This is a genomic window from Alteromonas sp. KS69, assembly GCF_003989595.1.
Classification (GTDB): Bacteria; Pseudomonadota; Gammaproteobacteria; order Enterobacterales; family Alteromonadaceae; genus Alteromonas; species Alteromonas naphthalenivorans.
Genome location: NZ_PYHU01000002.1, coordinates 20,111 through 37,579, shown reverse-complemented (window position 1 = coordinate 37,579; position 17,469 = coordinate 20,111). Strand labels below are relative to the sequence as shown.

General features: G+C 45.0%; 12 protein-coding genes. 6 read left to right on the top strand and 6 right to left on the bottom strand.

Annotated features, from left to right (window positions below):
* Window positions 1–7: 7 nt before the first annotated feature.
* On the bottom strand, window positions 8–283 hold the full coding sequence (locus C7Y69_RS00900) for a hypothetical protein (protein WP_041453216.1): 276 nt from the start codon (window positions 281–283) through the stop codon (window positions 8–10).
* Window positions 284–532: 249 nt separating this feature from the next.
* On the opposite strand from C7Y69_RS00900, the gene C7Y69_RS00895 reads away from it, so the two are divergent.
* Together C7Y69_RS00895 and C7Y69_RS00890 are read left to right on the top strand one after the other, a co-directional pair.
* The gene (locus tag C7Y69_RS00895) at window positions 533–1,030 is read left to right on the top strand and encodes an RNA polymerase sigma factor (RefSeq protein WP_126871563.1); all 498 of its coding nucleotides are present in this window, start codon (window positions 533–535) and stop codon (window positions 1,028–1,030) included.
* Window positions 1,023–1,619 carry a hypothetical protein gene (locus tag C7Y69_RS00890; RefSeq protein ID WP_126871508.1) on the top strand — a complete coding sequence of 199 codons (597 nt, stop codon included), beginning with the start codon at window positions 1,023–1,025 and terminating at the stop codon, window positions 1,617–1,619. Before C7Y69_RS00895 ends, C7Y69_RS00890 begins: the two co-directional genes overlap by 8 nt.
* Before the next feature lie 131 nt (window positions 1,620–1,750).
* Here the strand turns inward: C7Y69_RS00890 and C7Y69_RS00885 are convergent, their stop codons facing one another.
* Both C7Y69_RS00885 and C7Y69_RS00880 read right to left on the bottom strand, forming a co-directional pair.
* Window positions 1,751–5,605, bottom strand: coding sequence for a translocation/assembly module TamB domain-containing protein (locus tag C7Y69_RS00885; protein WP_126871507.1), 3,855 nt, complete (start codon window positions 5,603–5,605; stop codon window positions 1,751–1,753).
* The gene (locus C7Y69_RS00880) at window positions 5,602–7,416 is read right to left on the bottom strand and encodes an autotransporter assembly complex protein TamA (RefSeq protein WP_126871506.1); all 1,815 of its coding nucleotides are present in this window, start codon (window positions 7,414–7,416) and stop codon (window positions 5,602–5,604) included. The genes C7Y69_RS00885 and C7Y69_RS00880 overlap by 4 nt, the downstream gene beginning before the upstream one ends.
* Window positions 7,417–7,746: 330 nt before the next feature.
* Between C7Y69_RS00880 and C7Y69_RS00875 the strand changes: the two genes are divergently transcribed.
* Both C7Y69_RS00875 and C7Y69_RS00870 read left to right on the top strand, forming a co-directional pair.
* The gene (locus tag C7Y69_RS00875; protein ID WP_013786750.1) at window positions 7,747–9,732 is read left to right on the top strand and encodes an alpha/beta hydrolase family protein; all 1,986 of its coding nucleotides are present in this window, start codon (window positions 7,747–7,749) and stop codon (window positions 9,730–9,732) included.
* 196 nt (window positions 9,733–9,928) lie between these two features.
* On the top strand, window positions 9,929–11,176 hold the full coding sequence (locus C7Y69_RS00870; RefSeq protein ID WP_126871505.1) for a multidrug effflux MFS transporter: 1,248 nt from the start codon (window positions 9,929–9,931) through the stop codon (window positions 11,174–11,176).
* A gap of 84 nt (window positions 11,177–11,260) precedes the next feature.
* Here C7Y69_RS00870 and ilvC read toward each other — a convergent pair whose 3' ends face one another.
* The gene (ilvC, locus tag C7Y69_RS00865) at window positions 11,261–12,739 is read right to left on the bottom strand and encodes a ketol-acid reductoisomerase (protein WP_013786748.1); all 1,479 of its coding nucleotides are present in this window, start codon (window positions 12,737–12,739) and stop codon (window positions 11,261–11,263) included.
* A gap of 154 nt (window positions 12,740–12,893) precedes the next feature.
* Between ilvC and ilvY the strand changes: the two genes are divergently transcribed.
* On the top strand, window positions 12,894–13,769 hold the full coding sequence (gene ilvY / locus C7Y69_RS00860) for an HTH-type transcriptional activator IlvY (RefSeq protein ID WP_126871504.1): 876 nt from the start codon (window positions 12,894–12,896) through the stop codon (window positions 13,767–13,769).
* Between the two features lie 87 nt (window positions 13,770–13,856).
* On the opposite strand, the gene C7Y69_RS00855 is transcribed toward ilvY, so the two are convergent.
* Both C7Y69_RS00855 and C7Y69_RS00850 read right to left on the bottom strand, forming a co-directional pair.
* Window positions 13,857–15,371: a YifB family Mg chelatase-like AAA ATPase gene (locus C7Y69_RS00855; protein WP_126871503.1), complete on the bottom strand. Its 1,515-nt coding sequence runs from the start codon at window positions 15,369–15,371 to the stop codon at window positions 13,857–13,859.
* A gap of 90 nt (window positions 15,372–15,461) precedes the next feature.
* Window positions 15,462–16,076 carry a trimeric intracellular cation channel family protein gene (locus C7Y69_RS00850; protein ID WP_013786745.1) on the bottom strand — a complete coding sequence of 205 codons (615 nt, stop codon included), beginning with the start codon at window positions 16,074–16,076 and terminating at the stop codon, window positions 15,462–15,464.
* Between the two features lie 446 nt (window positions 16,077–16,522).
* On the opposite strand from C7Y69_RS00850, the gene C7Y69_RS00845 reads away from it, so the two are divergent.
* The gene (locus C7Y69_RS00845) at window positions 16,523–17,455 is read left to right on the top strand and encodes a branched-chain amino acid transaminase (RefSeq protein WP_126871502.1); all 933 of its coding nucleotides are present in this window, start codon (window positions 16,523–16,525) and stop codon (window positions 17,453–17,455) included.
* Window positions 17,456–17,469: the final 14 nt, after the last annotated feature.

Below are 17,469 nucleotides of genomic sequence, written 5' to 3'. Positions count from 1 at the left end.
CTAGCGTTTACTTTAGCGCATTAATTTTTTGATTAAGCTCGTATGCGGGCTCGGTCACTATAGCTTCAAGTGTTTCTACCCGTTCAATCAAGGCCTCAATTTGCTTATCTTTTTTTGCAATAAGCTGTTGTTGCTGTGTCGCTTTGCTAGCAATGAAAGGATTGCTACAGGTGCCGTTCATCCAGTCGTTGAGGCGCCATTGAAACTTGGCATCTAAGTAACTTGCGGCAAGGGCAATAGTGGCAATAAAACCAATAAGTAAAAAAATGCTTAGCGTAGACATAGTGTGCTCCGAGGTAAAGGTGTCGTAACCGATGAAGGTGTTTTCATCACCCTCTTCACCATTACTAGTCTTTGGCTTTCGAAAAAAATTACAGATAGATGTAATTTTTTTCGCTAACCCTAGACTACACAAAATAAGCACGGATGATTTCTGTCATAACATGCATGTTAGAAAAGTACATGAGTGGCTTTTACCCTCATAGTTGGCAATGCAGCGCAGTTAATAATAAGAAACACTGAGGACGAGAGATTGGGGCAAGGATTTGAAGGTGTGTTTGCGCAGTACGGCAGTCTATTAAGCCGTGTCGCAAACAGTTACGAGGCTAACCATGCGCTACAGCAAGAGTTGCTACAAGAAATAGCCATAGCTGTGTGGCAGGGGCTTACTCGTTTCAAAGGCGATAGCAGTGTAAAAACCTATATTCTAAAAATAGCCCATAACCGCGCCGTTACTCACGTGGCCAATCAGGTGAAGCGCATCGACACCGACGAGTACAATGATGACGTTGTTATTGAGCAAGCGTCGCAAATTTCCCCTGAAACCGCCACCAGCCAGCAACAATCGCTATCGCGATTACTCGTTAAAGTACGCGCGCTCGCGGTACAGCCACGTCAAGTACTTACCCTTTCTTTAGAAGGCTTATCTTACGATGAGATTGCAGATATATGCGGCCTCACTAAATCGCATGTAGGGGTTATTTTAAAGCGTGCTAAAGCAAGTGTATTGGAAGGAAACTCTGATGAATGATAACAACAAAAGCGCTGATAATAGCCGTGACAACGAGCTCAGCGCGCTATGGCAAGCCCAACCCGTCTCGAATGTAGATGTGGATGAGGTGAAAAAAACCTTTGAAAGCCAAACAAGAAAGCAGCGACTATATTTTCTAATCGATTGCTTATCGTTAGTACCAGGAGTTTGGATTTTTATACATTACTGGGACGAGCTTCCGGTTACTGCTCGCGTCTTATATTTTGGACTAATGCTTTTCGTTATTCCTTTGCTTGGTTATCAGCTTTGGCTTAGAAGAGTGGCTGCGTTTGGCAGCAATGCGCAAACTAACAATCATCTACAACAATTGAAAAAGCAGTTTAAAAACAATGCACGTATTGCCTTTATTAATAAACATTCTGCCTGGATAGCCGTGCCTATTGTTATTGCGTTTAATACCATCTTCACCTTGGCTAAGGCGGCTGAAGAAAGGGAGTATGGGGTAATGCTGTTGGTAACGGCGGTCACCGTTGGCATAATGGCGGTGTGGTACGTTTGGGCCCATCGCAGGCAAAAGCAATTTGAAAAAAAATTAACGGCATTAAATGATATGAGTGATGGTGACTAGCCTTTCGTGAAAGCCTATTGAATGGATGCCAACCCACAAAGATCATCAATAACGATAGCCATATTCTTATTCAGTTGAAGCGTGGCGCACTCTATTGACGAGTAATATTGGGCCTGCCGACCTCGTCAATATTAGTTATCTAATGTATCGCTATTCGCGGCTTTTGGGGTAGCAACTTCACCGTTACTGGTATCGCTACTTGCATCGTTTGCATCGTCTCCGTCCCCTTCACTATCACCTTCATCATCATCTTTTTCTTCACCTAAGAAGAATTCATAGTATAAATCTAAGGCGAATTCAGACTGATCTTCAATGGTGGTTTGTACTGCTTCTAAAAATAAACGAGGCAACAAGCGGTATCGCAATGCTAAATCGGGTGGGTCTTGCCTGCGACGCAATGTGCTGCTGGAATCATTATTACTCAATCCTACATCCACATTATATTCAGCCGTTAATCTGTCATTAATCTGGCCGGTTACTGACAGTTTGTTCTCGTTAGTACTTAAGCTGAAATCATCAATACCCAAGGCATTGCCTACTTGACCGGTAAGGGTTTTAGTATTTGAAAGCCCAAAACCTACCAGTAATGCAGCGTAGTTAGGATCTTCGCTTTCAGCGTCAGGCCCCGACCCTGTAAGTAGGTACGAGAGTACGTTTTGCTGATCCATGGCGGGTTCAGAGAATAAATTAATGCTGGGAGAATCGGCTGCCCCGTCTATCCTAATACCGGCAATTACATCGTCGTCAGTTTTATCTGGGTCGCGAATGGCTTCAATCAGCAGCATAGGTTGATCGATAGGACCATTAAACTGCACTTCACCCGTTTGAATGACAAGTTGCTGCCCATAGGCGCTATAACGACCGTTAAGTATTTGCAAATCACCAAAGCCGACCAAGGCGGGTTGGTTATTCACTTTTACACCACCGTGTAAGCTCGCGGTTAACCCAAATGCTTCCAACTGCACTTCACCGGTTTTAGCCTTGTCGATATTGACCATCATAGACGCATGTACGATATCAAGGGGCTCTTCCTTTGGGGGTTCGCCGCGAAGATGGACGTCTTTAGACGGTGACACCGCGCTTTTAGGCAGTGACTCAACTTCAATACGCGCCCAAGGTATATTTACACTGCCTGTTACATCAACCTTGTCAGCAGTAGCCGCTACTTTTAAATCTGGCGATACCCGTAAACGCATGTTTGGTTGGCGCACCTCAAATTTGTCACCTTTCAAATTAATGTTCGCGCTTGGTACATCAGACCAATCTAGATCGCCGTTTAGCGCCCCTTTACCACCGCCCAGCAAAAATGTGCCGTCAAAGTTGGCTTGTTGGCCGTTTAACGTAATTGATTGGCTCCAGTTTTCTAATGATACCGGTGTGTCCTGAATATCAATGGCGCCGTTTTCTATTTGTAGTTTTCCGGATAGTTCGGGCGAATCTACAAACCCCGCCAAGGTGATATTTCCATTCATAACACCCGTAAGTGTACGAATGGCAGGAGACAGTGGTTTAAGCGGGGCTACGTCTATATTAACAACCTCAAGATTACCGCTTATAGGTTTGCGGGTTTCAAAGGGAGACGTATTTACATTTAGGGTCGCATTGCCTAAGTCTTCACTGGCAATAAGCGACTGGGACTTAAGTTCTCCTTGCTTAAAAGTACCGGTTGTTTCCACAGAATTAATCGTTATTGCTAATGGTCGCTCTTTTCCTAACTGCCATGTGGCAGGCGATAAAGAGGCCGTAAAAGTGGCATCGATAGGATCGGCTTGAGAATATTGCCCTTGGCTTTTCACCGACAAGGTTGCCGGTGCGGCTGCCGCAACCATATCCGGCGCAAGTTCGTGGGCCCATAACCCTACAGGTAATGCTTTGGCCCATACATTCCATTTCGCTTTATTCTCTTGGTAGTTCAAGCTGGTGATGCAAAGCTCGCCTTCTTCCCTAGAGTGCCAGCAGTGTTCGCCCACGCTTGCGCTAAAGGGGGCGGTGCCAAGATTTAGAGTAAAAGGAGAAGAAAGCGCCCATTGCATGTTTGCCAGCTTCAGTTTGCTTTGCTCTACCTGGCCTGACCAAGTGTTGTCTTGCCATTTTCCTGCAACGCTTAGGGCAACACTATGCTCCGGTAAGATTACATCTAGGTCGGCCTTATGGTTTGTGTATGAGCCGTCAATGACAAGCTTGCCGTTGAATTCGCCTTGTTGGGCTGCCGCATTTGAAAGTGAAGGCGACACCGCAAGATTTGAAAAATTAATTGCGCCTTTGGCAACGGGGTTAGTCCACGGGCCTGTAGCTTTTATATTGCCAGATATCGCCCCAGCTACTTCAGGGTAAAGGTCGGCAATGGTAGCTACATCAAGGCCGATATCAGCATTAACGTAACGTTTATTAAGTAGTTGCCCGACCACATTAATTTTGTTTTCGGCTTGTTCAACGGCTAAAGAGGCAACCAATAAATCGCTTGGACCTGAGTACACAAAAGATCCTGCCACCGAGAAGGGTTTGTTTTGCAAGATGCCTTTAAGATCTAATTTCCGAATACTGACTTGGGGGCCTTTTTCTGTGTACTGCATCACACTGGTAAAACCGCCCTCTAATTGCTCTGGCGCGAACTTGGAAAACTGAACCCCTGAGACATTGGTAAAGGTGGTGTTTCCTTCCCAAGACATAGCCTCATCTAAATACAAGGTGCCGGTATTACTAATGCTGCCTTCTAAAGCTTCAATTTTGGCTTCGTTCACGAAGATATTGTGTTTTTTTAGCACCACATTTAGCGCCACAGGCACCTTGCCTACATCTGGCAAAGTGGCTGCTGCGCTGCCATCTAATAGGTAGTCACCCATGGTGCCATTAAGGGTTAGCGCGCCATCGTGCAAGGTGCCGGATTCCATAGTGGGTAGGGGTTGTTCTTTCCATGTTGCGCTAAATGAAATGGGCAGGTTGTCGCTAAGTACATCGGCTGACAAATTCACTTTTGCATTCATCGCCCCTTCAGTTTTAAGGTCAGCTTCAAGCGCTGCTAACGACCCTGATGCTTGAAAGTCTACTTGCTGTTGGTTGTCGCTTATCATACCGCTACCGTTCAGTGAAACTGACAACGGATAGGCACCATCTAGGGTGATGGCAATGTCGCCATTGAGTGTTCCTTGAGGGTGTTCCACATTCAAATTGGTCAAGGACACACTGGCATTCGCAAATTCAAAATCCTCAAAGGCAAATACCGATAAGGTTTGGGCTGAATCGCCTTGATTTAATGTGCCATTGGTCAATGAAAACTCATCAATACTTATTGGAATAGGCGATGAAATCGTCGGCAGTTCTGGGGCGGTGTACGATAGCGAATAGGACTTTGGCAGTGATTTGTTCGTGGCACTATTGTCAGTGTTACTTTCAGAAGCAGCATCATCCTTGTTCGCGTTAGTCGAAGAGGCTGTAGCTTGAGTGGACGCTTCTGTTTGGTGGAGTGTTACGGCCAAATCTTCAAGTGATAACGACGATATCGCCAGCGTCTCGTTACCTAAGAAATCATCTAAGTTTAACTTCCCTAGTTCAACCGTCTGCCCCGGCATTTTTAGTGTAAAGCGCTCAACTTGGGCTTGGTTTACCTCTACAGGTAAAGGCAGCGTAAAACTTCCAGTTTCTTCGGTTGATTCAGTTTCAGGCGCAGCGCTTAACTGCTCAACAACAATATCGTTGGCGTTAACTTCATTTACGCAGACTCTAGGTTCAAAAATACAGCGCCACGTGACATCAAGGTACGCATAATCCGTTTTTACTCGCCACTGCGCATTTTCCCACTCAACTTTTGTAATAGTGAGATTGTCAGCCAGGCCGCCCTCAATGCTTTCAATACTTAGTCCACTCACTAGGTTATTGGCAACAAGGCGAATGGTAGGCCCACCCAATGGGCTTATTAATAAACCGTAAACAAACACCACGATAAGCACTGGTGTTAGTAGGATAGTTGAAATTGTGCGCTTTCTCATAACTCAGGCCCCAGCAGAAGATGCAGCTGCCATGTCTTTTCATCTGGTGCAAATCCACGAGCTACGTACACGCGAACTGGGCCTATAGGAGACAGCCAGTGAAAGCCGGAACCCACGCTGTAAGTTAATGTGGTATCTAAATCATTGGTTGCCGTACCCGCATCAGTAAAGGCCGCAATACGCCAATTTTGCGCAATGCGGTAAGCATATTCCACACTGGCAGTGGCTAAGTATTTTCCACCAATAGCATCGTTTACTGTTTCACCCGTTTCAGGGTCGATAACGTCTTCAGTAGGAGATATTTCTCGGTAGTCAAAGCCGCGAATGCTTTGGTCACCACCAGCATAAAATCGCAGTGATGTGGGAACTTGCGAAAAGTCATTGGTTTTAATTGCACCAAGTTCGCCTCGAATAGAAAACCGATGTACGTCGGAAAAGGTACGAATGACCATGCCTTCCATTACAGATTTTACGATATTGATGTCAGAGCCAAGATTATCTCGCCCTACTTGAGTCAAAAACTGAAAATAATTGCCGTTGTTAATATTAAGGTCGTTATCTTTGGTGATATAGGTAATAGAGTAGCCCGGTAGTATCAGTGACGTTGTGGTGTCGTCAGTGTCACCTTGATCGTAGGTTTCTCGTAAATAGGTAATAGAGCCATCGTGTTGCCAAGGCGAATGATCTTCTTGAAAATAACGGTGAGCCGCAAGTGATAAAGTTTCACTTTCAATCGAGGTATTGCTGTATTCAATAAATTGATAGCCGGCTTCAAAGCTAACGTAATCTTTAGTGATGTTCTGCATTGGAATGCGATAGTCTGCCGTAACCGATTGCTCAGGTTGAGAGATAAAAATATCGGAGGAAATCGAATGACCGCGATCATTTACCCATGGGCGCTCCCAGCCTAAAGTGACTCGAGGGCCTGTATCGGTAGCAGCACCAATAGAGACATCAAACGCATCTCGGGGGCGATGTGCTAGCGAAACTTCAATAGGGACATTTAGTCCCTCAGCGTCACTTACTACAGGCCGTGCAATAACACGGTTGAAATACCCTGATTGATTTAACGAACGGTTGAAGTCAGACAATTTTGCTGAAGAATAAGGCTCACCTTCTTCAAACGGAGTTAGTCGTTTAATAATCGCTTTTGCTTTGTCTTCCCCAATAAATTTCAATTTACCAAAGTTATAACGAGAGCCACTTTGGGCTATGAGCAGAATATTAGCTTCTTTTTCTTCTCTAACTAAATCTAACCGCGTGGCCTGCCAATAGAAATCAAAGTAACCATGAGATAGGGCATAATTGAACATCGATGACTTAAACGACTCGTAAACGGGCTGATCAAGTACATCTCCTTCTTTAAGTGAAAACGCATTAAAACGGCTTCTAAAGTCGCTATCTTCTCGGCCTACACCAATAATTTCTCGAGTGACCTTTGATACAAGAAGAGGGTCGCTAAGTGAAACGGTTACAACGACCTCATCGTCCTTAGTGACTTCTACCGTTGCATTGCTATTGTAATAGCCAAAGGGCTGCACAGCGGTGGCTACTGTAGCGATAACTTCATCTTGCCAGAATGGGTCATTCAATAGCTCAGTTTCTACATCTAAATTGTTCAAGTGCAGGCGAATATTATCTTTAAGCTTGTCTTGCTTTACCCCATTGATTTTATAGGTAACTGCATGAGCAGAGGCGATAAAAATTACCAATAGGCACAGCGATAAAAATCGAAGAGCGTACCCTTGGTTGCGCCGGGCTTTAATACCCGTTAGCAGCGTTTTTAAAGAAGATATAAAGCACAGTGGCATTGAAAAATGCGATTCCTTGTAGCAAAAAAAAGAGACGGCGCGGTTTCAGCCTTTACGAAAAAGGGGGCGCTAATATGATACGAGATAAGCAACACAGCATCGACAATGCCGATAATACCATACCCCTTTGTATACTGTGTATTGAGTAAAAAAGCACAACTAAAGTACAGGTTAATGTTAAGCACTTTTTAGTGTAGTGTTTTGTCTGAATGTAACCAATTATTACAATTGAACTTTCTTTTTAAATTATAAAATGTTGTATAGTGGTCTTCGAGCTAATCACAGGATGAATAGTTCGATAAGGGTTTATTAATAAGCAAAGGAAAATATATGCGCTGTCGTTTGTTCTCGTGTATTCACTCAGTTACCTCTTTAGTGGTTCTATTTTTATTCAGCTTAGTCAGCGCTTGTGCACTAAGTGACGAAAATACCGCCGAGCCAGCAGAAACTGTTTCACCGCCTCTTCCTTACACCGTATTTAGTGCCCTACCCGCTTACCGAACTCCTGCGCTGTCGCCCAAAGGCGATAAAATTGCGTTTGTGAAAAACGTTAATGAACCTGACGAACTATCGGTGTTAGCAACCTTTGACCTTACTACAGGTAAAATTCACTATCTTCTTCATTCCGATAATGAAAAAGTTAAGATTAATTGGTACCGGTGGGTTAACGATGAGCGAATAGTTGTTAGTGCTCGTTATGAAAGTCGTCGCGGTAACACACGGGTTTATGATACTCGTCTACTCGCTATGAACTTCGATGCGCAAGGCGAAAAACCTAAACACCTTTTAGATTGGCGAAGACTGAAACGAAGAGCGGCAGACCCTAATCGTGTCCCCCAATTTCAAGACAATGTGATTGATTGGCTACCTGATGACCCTGAACACATCTTAATGGCCATCGATGTAGAAGTTTTCGCCCTTCCCTCTGTATTTAAAGTGAATGTCTATACTGGCAGCACTACAAGATTGGAGCGTGGGAAGCGCAGTATCAGAGACTGGGTAGTTGATCGACAGCATAATGTTCGCGTTGGCATCACGCTAGATTATGACAGCGGTGAGCGCCACGTATTACTTAAAGAAGATGATAGTTGGCGTACCCTGTTTAGTTACAATGCCATGAGTGAAAAAGGTGAAATGCCTCTCGGGTTTGGTCTTGATCCCAACATTCTTTATTATCGCGGTTACAAGGGAGACTACAAAGCCTTGTTTACGCTTAACCTTGAGACCAATGAGCATACAGAAATTTTCTCAGATGAAGGTTATGACGTAGATGGTAGTCTAATCTACTCTCCTGTTACCAACGATGCTATTGGTATTCGTCACCTTGGAAGACATTACTGGGATGAGCGCTACGTGGCGCTTCAGAATGGGCTAGATCAGGCGTTAGCCGACTACAGCAATACGTTAGTTAGTTTCAGTCGTGATGAAAACAACTATATTGTTTACTCCGAGTCAGACACTATGCCAGGTGCTTACTTTATTGGTAACCGCGAGAAAGGTTCTCTGGACTATTTGTTTCAGCAATACCCTAAAATTGAAGAGGGCATGTTAACCGAGCATAACCTCATAACTTACACTGCTCGTGATGATATGGAAATTGAAGCCTACTTAACCTTACCTAAAGGTGATGGGCCGTTTCCCACGATTATTCATCCACACGGTGGGCCAGGTGCGCGAGATTTTAGTGGTTTCGATTACTGGACATCGTACTTTACCAATAAGGGCTACGCGGTACTTCGCCCTAACTTTAGAGGTTCTCAGGGTTACGGCTTCGACTTTGCGCAAAGCCAGATGAAAAGCTGGGGATTGTCGATGCAAGATGACATTACCGATGCAGCAAACTGGATGGTTGAGCAAGGCTATGCCACTAAAGACAATATGTGTATTGTTGGCGCGAGCTATGGTGGCTATGCTGCGTTAATGGCAGCGGTGAAAACCCCTGAATTGTTTCAATGTGCAGTCAGCTTTGCCGGTGTGAGTTCGTTAAAGCATATCGTTATACACGCCAGACGGTTTGTAAATTCAGACTTGGTGAAAGACCAAATTGGTGATGACTTTGACGACTTGGAATCGCGGTCTCCTTATTACAATGCAGAAGGGATAAAAACGCCTATTTTATTGGTTCATGGCGAAGAAGATCGCATCGTTAGACCACTGCAAAGCCGTTACATGGCTGACGAACTAGAAGATTTAGATAAAACATTTAAATATGTCGAACTAGAATCGGGCGACCATTACTTGTCTATACAGGGTAATCGTCATCGCTTCTTTGCTGAAATGGATGCATTCTTAGATAAGTATTTGAAAAAAGAATAAACCTTTTTTCACACTGTACGCTTAAAAAAGCCAGAGCCGCCAAGTTCCACGACCAAATAGCGTGAAACTGGCGGCTTTTTGTTCATCTTTACGTTACACTTCTGCCCATTCAGCGTGCAATTATGATGCACTAACGTGGCAATCATCACCCTGAGCAACACAACTTATACCCCCTTCTTCGTTAAATAGAGAAATTATGTCCCATTCAAGCGAGACCGCGCCTAATGCTGGCCAGCCTCAAGGAAAGCCCCCTTTAGGGTTAATTGAATTTGTAGCACTGATGGCTACCATGACATCGCTGGTGGCGTTAAGCATTGACGCTATGCTGCCTGCACTACTGCAAATAGGTGAGACGCTAAACGTAGACGAGCCGCACCATACCCATCTTATTGTGACTGTTTTCTTTATGGGAATGGCCTTTGGGCAGATGTTCTTCGGTCCATTTGCAGATAGTCGTGGTAGAAGGCTTACCATTTTGATCGGGCTGTTTATTTTTGCGATTGGCACTTTTGTGTGTATGTCGGCCACTAATTTAGAGACCATGCTGGTGGGTCGTGTGATACAAGCCTTTGGTGTCTCAGGACCGCGTATTGCCGCTATGGCGATTATTCGCGATTTGTACGTGGGTGATGCAATGGCACGGGTGATGTCATTTATTATGATGGTGTTCATCCTTGTGCCTATGATAGCGCCTATGGTGGGCCAAGCAGTAATGGCTTTTTTTGGGTGGTTTCATATATTCACCCTATTTTTGATAGTGGCAACCTTAGCGGGTACATGGTTTTTCAGTCGTCAAGGCGAGACTTTGCCGCGGCATAAACGCAGGCCGTTTTCGTTTAAGCAGTTTTACTTGTCATCAAAATTTATCCTTACTCATGCAACGGTAATGGGTTACACCTTCGCAATGGCGGGTATTTTTGGTTCGTTTCTGGCGTATTTGAGTGCCTCACAAACCATTTTTCAGGTGTATTACGGTGTGGGCGATATGTTTCCTTATATATTCGCAGTGCTGGCATTTTCGATTGGTTTAGCATCTTATTTCAACGGCACCATGGTAATGAAATTCGGCATGCGACGCTTGTGTCGCTTTGCCCTTAAAGGGGTTAACGGGTTTGCTGTTGTCTATCTTGGGTTATTACTCGCTTATGACGGGTTACCGCCACTTGTGCTTACCGTTGTTACCATGTTCGTTGGTTTCTTTTTTGTGGGTATTTTATTCGGTAACTTAAACGCACTTGCTATGCAGCCATTAGGGGATATGGCAGGGCTTGGTGCTGCTATAATCGGTTCTCTCTCAAGCCTGTTTTCTGTGCCCATTGCGCTGTTCGTAGATAGCTTTTTAGACGGTAATCTATACCCCATAGGCATTGGCTTTTTTGTCTTCTTCGTATTGGCTTATTTTGCGGTGAGATATGCAGAGCGGGTTCGCGAATGCGGGGAATAGGTAAAAACAAGCAGGCATAAAAAAGCCCGACCAAATTGGTCGGGCAAGAGGGCTTATATAAAGCACCTAACGACAGAAACTGTCCTAACCGATGATGGCTTTCATGTCAGTCATGTAGCCACGCAGGGTCTTACCTACTTGCTCAACACCGTGAGTGCGAATAGCTTCGTTAATATCAACAAGGCGCTTGTTTTCAACCTGATTAGAGGTTTCTGACAATCCCTTACCAATAACTGAAGTATCGATAGTAGGCATAAATTTCTCACGCAAAATTGGAATTGCTGCATTCGCAAACAAGTAGTTTCCATATTCTGCTGTGTCTGAAATTACCACGTTCATTTCATACAAACGCTTACGCGCGATGGTATTAGAGATAAGTGGTGTTTCATGTAGTGATTCGTAGTACGCAGACTCAGGTAAGATACCCGCTTCAACCATTACGTCGAAGGCTACTTCTACACCGCACTTGATCATGGCAACTAAAAGGATGCCGTGGTCAAAGAATTCTTGCTCGCTGATTTCACCTTCGTAGACAGGTGCGTTTTCAAAACCAGTTTCACCGGTTTCTTCGCGCCATCTAAGTAGGTTAGCATCGCCGTTTGCCCAATCTTCCATCATAGTGCGAGAGAACTCACCGCTAATGATGTCGTCTTGATGCTTTTCAAATAGTGGGCGAAGCAAGTCAGTAAGTTGCTCTGACAAATCGTACGCTTTCACTTTTGCTGGGTTTGATAGGCGGTCCATCATGTTGGTTACGCCACCAATTTTAAGTGCTTCAGTGACAGCTTCTAGGCCGAACTGAATAAGTGCACCAGCATACGCTGCGTCAATACCGTCAGCGGTCATTTTCTCAAAGGCAAGTACCGCAGCAACTTGTTGCATACCACATAGAATGGTTTGCTCACCCATAAGGTCAGATTTAACTTCAGCTACGAACGAAGACTCAAGTACACCTGCACGATCGCCACCTGTTGCACTTGCTAATGCTTTAGCAGTATCCCAACCCTTGTTTTCAGGGTCGTTCTCAGGGTGAACGGCAATCAGAGTTGGTACACCGAAACCGCGCTTATATTCTTCACGTACTTCTGTACCTGGGCACTTAGGTGCACACATAACCACCGTAATATCGCTACGGATTTGTTGGCCTTCTTCAACAATGTTGAAGCCGTGTGAGTATCCAAGTGTTGCGCCTTTTTGCATTAACGGCATTACCGCTTCTACAACGCTTGCATGCTGCTTATCAGGCGTTAGGTTGTACACCAAGTCAGCACTAGGAATTAGTTCCTGATAAGTGCCAACAGTGAAACCATTGCTAGTAGCACGTTTGTAAGAGTCACGCTGCTCTTCAATGGCTGCTTGACGCAGCGCATAAGAAACATCTAACCCAGAGTCACGCATGTTCAAGCCTTGGTTAAGACCTTGAGCACCGCAGCCTACAATGACAATCTTCTTGCCTTTTAAGAACTGACAACCGTCAGCGAATTCTTCGCGTGCCATGAAGCGGCAGCGGCCAAGCTGATCTAGCTGCTGGCGTAGCGATAGGGTATTGAAATAATTAGCCATAAAAATTCCGAACAACATTCATTTTCGTCATTATCAACAACCAACCGTGGCGTTGACGACCTCGTCTATGACGACTTGCTACGCAGATTAAGGGATTTCTTTTGTTTTGGAAAATGATATATTTGCAAGATAATATTGCAATAAGTGAAACACTATGGATTTTCGTAGCCTTCAATTGTTTACGCATCTTGCCACCAGCCTACATTTTGGCGATACCGCGCAAGCCATGTATGTGTCGCCTTCTACGCTAAGCCGCGTTATACAAAGGCTAGAGGATGAATTGGGTTGTACCTTGTTTAAACGCGACAACCGTAAAGTGGCGCTTACTCATAGTGGTCATAAACTGCTTTCATTCTCTACCCAGTCTTTAAAAGACTGGCAACAATTGAAGGTAGACTTGCGAGAAGACAGTAATTCGTTGCAAGGTGAGATAAGCTTGTTTTGTTCTGTAACGGCCAGTCAAAGTCATTTGCCTGCTATATTGCGTCAGTTTAGGGCACAGCATCCTGGTGTGGATATTCGCTTAATTACCGGCGACCCTGCACTAGCGATAGATAAGGTAAAGCAGAAAGAATGTGACTTATCGATAGCTATTTATACGCCTGACTTGCCTACAGACTTACATTTTTCCCCTTTAGACAATGTGCCTTTGGTGCTGATTGCGCCGCGAGATTGGCGGTTAACCCAGTTGACGCAGGTAGATTGGACTAAGCATCAGGTGATCATGCCAGAGCATGGGCCTACCAGGCGCATTGCTTACCACTGGTTTGCAGAGCATGGTATTAGGCCAAATGTGTATGCTTCGGTAGGGGGTAATGAAGCCATTGTCAGCATGGTGGCGTTAGAATGCGGTGTGGGTTTTGTACCTAAAGTGGTGCTTGATCATTCCAGTATGGCTAGCTTGGTAACCCAAATTCCAGTAGATGATATCGAGCCCTATGGACTAGGGCTATGTTGCTTGCAAGATAAGCAAAACGAACCACTTATCAACGCGTTTTTACAATTGGAAATGGCTCCCTTATCTAATTAATGATGAGTTGTTTAGACATTTAAGCTGGATTAAAAGCTAAAAGCATTAAGCTTTCATGCTACTTGCTGTTGAGTATCACCTAATGGGCTACTGACTACTTAGCTGCTTAATTAAGGTATCCAATGCGCGGTAACCTAGCGCTTCGGCTAAATGGGCGCGAGTAACCGTAGGCTGTTCTGACAAATCTGCCAGTGTCCTCGCTACCTTAAGGGTACGGTGGAATACCCGCATCGACAAATTTAATTGCTTAGCAGCTGCTTGTAAAAAGCGTAAATCGCTATCGGTTAGCTGGCATAAATCAGCAAGCTCCCCCGCGGCAAGCTGTGCATTGGGCTTCCCTTGCCTATGAAGTTGCACTTCTCTTGCCCGTAATACGTTATCCCTGGCTTCTAACATGGAATCAGATTCAGAATTTACCGGTGGCGATAAATCGTAACTGGCAAGCCTGGGTACCTCTACTTGTATGTCTATTCTGTCTAATAAGGGGCCCGACAAGCGATTTAAATAACTTAGCTGCTGTTGTGGAGTTAAGCGGTTGTCGTCAATATCGCCAGTAGGACTAGGGTTCATGGCCGCTATTAATTGAAAATTGGCAGGATAGGTAGCGCTCGCCATCGCCCGCGATATATGCACATCACCGGTTTCTAATGGCTCTCTAAGTACATCTAATGCGCGGCGGCCAAATTCGGGTAATTCATCTAAAAATAATACCCCGTTATGGGCTAACGATATTTCGCCAGGTACAGGCTGCGACCCGCCGCCGGTAAGCGCTACAGCAGAGCTAGTATGATGTGGGCTGCGCATGTGGCGCTTTAAAAACCGCTCTACATTTAAATTTTCCCCTTTTACCGAATGAATGGAGGCTACTTCCAGAGCTTCCTGTTCAGTCATGGGGGGTAATAGGGCAAGTAACCTACTGGCTAGTAAACTTTTACCCGTGCCTTGAGGGCCTACCATCAACAGGTTATGGCTACCCGCTGCGGCAATGGTTAATGCACGCTTGGCTTGTGTTTGGCCAATAATATCATCCCAACCCATACTACTAGTAGAGGAAGAACACGAGCTAAAGGGCTGACCTTTATTGAGTTTTTTATTATTCGCTAGGTGTTCGTAAACCGATAAAAGATCAAACGCTGGGTAACGAGTGGCGTAGGATACTAACGAGGCTTCTACATCGTTAACCCCCGGAAAAACAAGGGGGGTGTCATCGTCGGCTGCTGCAATTAAAACAGGAACTAGGCCACTTACTGGCTTAATTTCACCGTTTAACCCGAGTTCGCCCACAAAGGCGATGTTGAGTACGCTAGTGTCAGGGAGATACCCTGATGCCACCAAAATACCTACTGCAATGGGTAAGTCGAAACGCCCACCATACTTAGGAATATCAGCGGGGGCTAAATTTACGGTTATACGTTTAGCGGGAAAATCGAAACCGCTGTTTATGAGCGCACTGCGCACCCGCTCTCGGGCTTCTTTTACACTGGTTTCTGCCATACCTACCAACTGGAACGCTGGTAAACCATTGGCCAAGTGAATTTCTACTGATACCTCGGGGGCTGCCACGCCCTGCCCCGCAAAGGTTTTAACTACTGCCATGCTCATACTTTGTCGCTCTTGAAGGAAGTCCCCTAAGAGGCGTACTTTAAGTGAGCATGATAAAAGCTGAAACTGTACTTAGGGCAAGAAGAAGGACTAATTTTCGTTATAGAAGACCGGCATTTCCCAGTGCCAGCGCAAAGCGCCTAGCCGCATTAATACTGTGGTTGCAAGGGCAACTGCACCGCACCACTGGGCCTCAAAGCCCAGATACATGGCGAGACCGTAGGCCATTCCCCCCACAATACAGGTCGTTGCGTAGAGTTCCCCGCCTAAGACTAATGGTACTTCTCGACATATAACATCACGTAACAAACCACCAAATACCCCTGTAATGGTGCCCATGGCAATCGCCACTGCAATGCCAGTATCGTTAGCTAATGCTTTTTCTATGCCTACCACGTTAAATAACGCTAACCCAAACGCATCAGCAATAAGCAAATAATGATAAGGAAAGCGTGGGCTTAATCGTAACCAAATAATAGGGATGAAGGCAGCAATCAGTGTGGTGTACAGGTAATCGTTATCGGCAATCCAAAATACGGGAACGTCCAGCATCATGTCGCGCAGTGTTCCACCTCCTATAGCAGTGGCACTTGCCAATACAATAACGCCAAACCCGTCCATCCTTTTTTGGTACGCCATCAGGGTGCCAGAAATAGCACACACCGCTACCCCTGCTAAATTTAACCAGTGAAACCAGTCTACCATTGTATTGCGATACCCTTTTTTATCTGACGAAAACAGCGTTTGAACCGCAAAATACTTGATTTCGGCAACGGTTTCATGCTATTTCTTTGCGCATATTAATCGTGTAACGGCCAATTCACGTTTAATTGGGGTGAAAAGCCATAGCCCTATCGTACAACCATTCATTTTAGCATTCATCCAAGGAACTGGGTGTTGCTCGTCAATTAAATCTTAAAATTCAATGGCATAAGCTCATTGTATTTATTAGATGTCCTTTGTTTTCACGACAAACGACAGTGTTTCAATGTCAGTGATAAAGCACAGATGCGTAAATTTATGTGTCCGCGCGTCGCGTATTGCATCCAGCGTATTGGGCGCTCGCGCACTGTCATGTATCATTCGTCTCGGTATTAATATTTCCGCAAAACGCGGTTCGGGCTTTACGCTCAATTTTTGAAGGATTACTCATGGCTAAGCAACCTGCCGAACATATTTGGTTTAATGGCGAATTGAAACATTGGAAAGACGCTACTGTTCACGTAATGACGCATGCTATTCATTATGGTTCGTCTGTATTTGAAGGTGTGCGCGCATATAACACGCCGGATCAAGGCACTTGTGTTTTTCGTTTAAACGATCACAACCGTCGCTTGTTCGATTCAGCGAAAATCTATCGTATGACCATTCCATACACGCTAGATCAAATTAACCAAGCTACCCTTGATATCATTCGTGAGAACAAATTGAAATCAGCGTACATTCGCCCAATCGCGTTCTACGGTGATATTGGTATGGGACTTCAAGTGCCGTTTGGTACAGAAGCTGAAGTTGCCATTGCTGCATTTGAGTGGGGCGCTTACTTAGGTGAAGAAGCCCTTAAAAATGGTGTAGATGCGGGGATTTCTTCTTGGAACCGCTTAGCAGCTAATACCATGCCGACTGGTGCAAAAGCCGGTGGTAACTACTTATCTTCACAGCTGATTTCGATGGAAGCCCGTCGTCATGGCTACGGAGAAGGTATTGCCCTTGATACAAACGGCTTCATCAGTGAAGGTGCGGGCGAAAATATTTTCGTTATTCGCGACGGCATTGTGGTTACCACACCAAAAACTGCCGCTATTCTTCCAGGCATTACTCGTGATACGTGTATCACGCTACTTAGAGACAAAGGCTACGAAGTTCGCGAAGAAAATATTCCTCGTGAAGCTATGTATCTAGCTGATGAAGTCTTCATGTGTGGTACAGCGGCAGAAGTGACGCCAGTACGCAGTGTAGATGGAATTGAAGTAGGTGCGGGCGGCCGTGGCCCAATCACCAAAGAAGTGCAAGATATGTTCTTCGGTCTTTTCAACGGTACTACTGAAGACAAATGGAACTGGTTAACACCGGTTTACAAGTAATTAATTTAGCTATT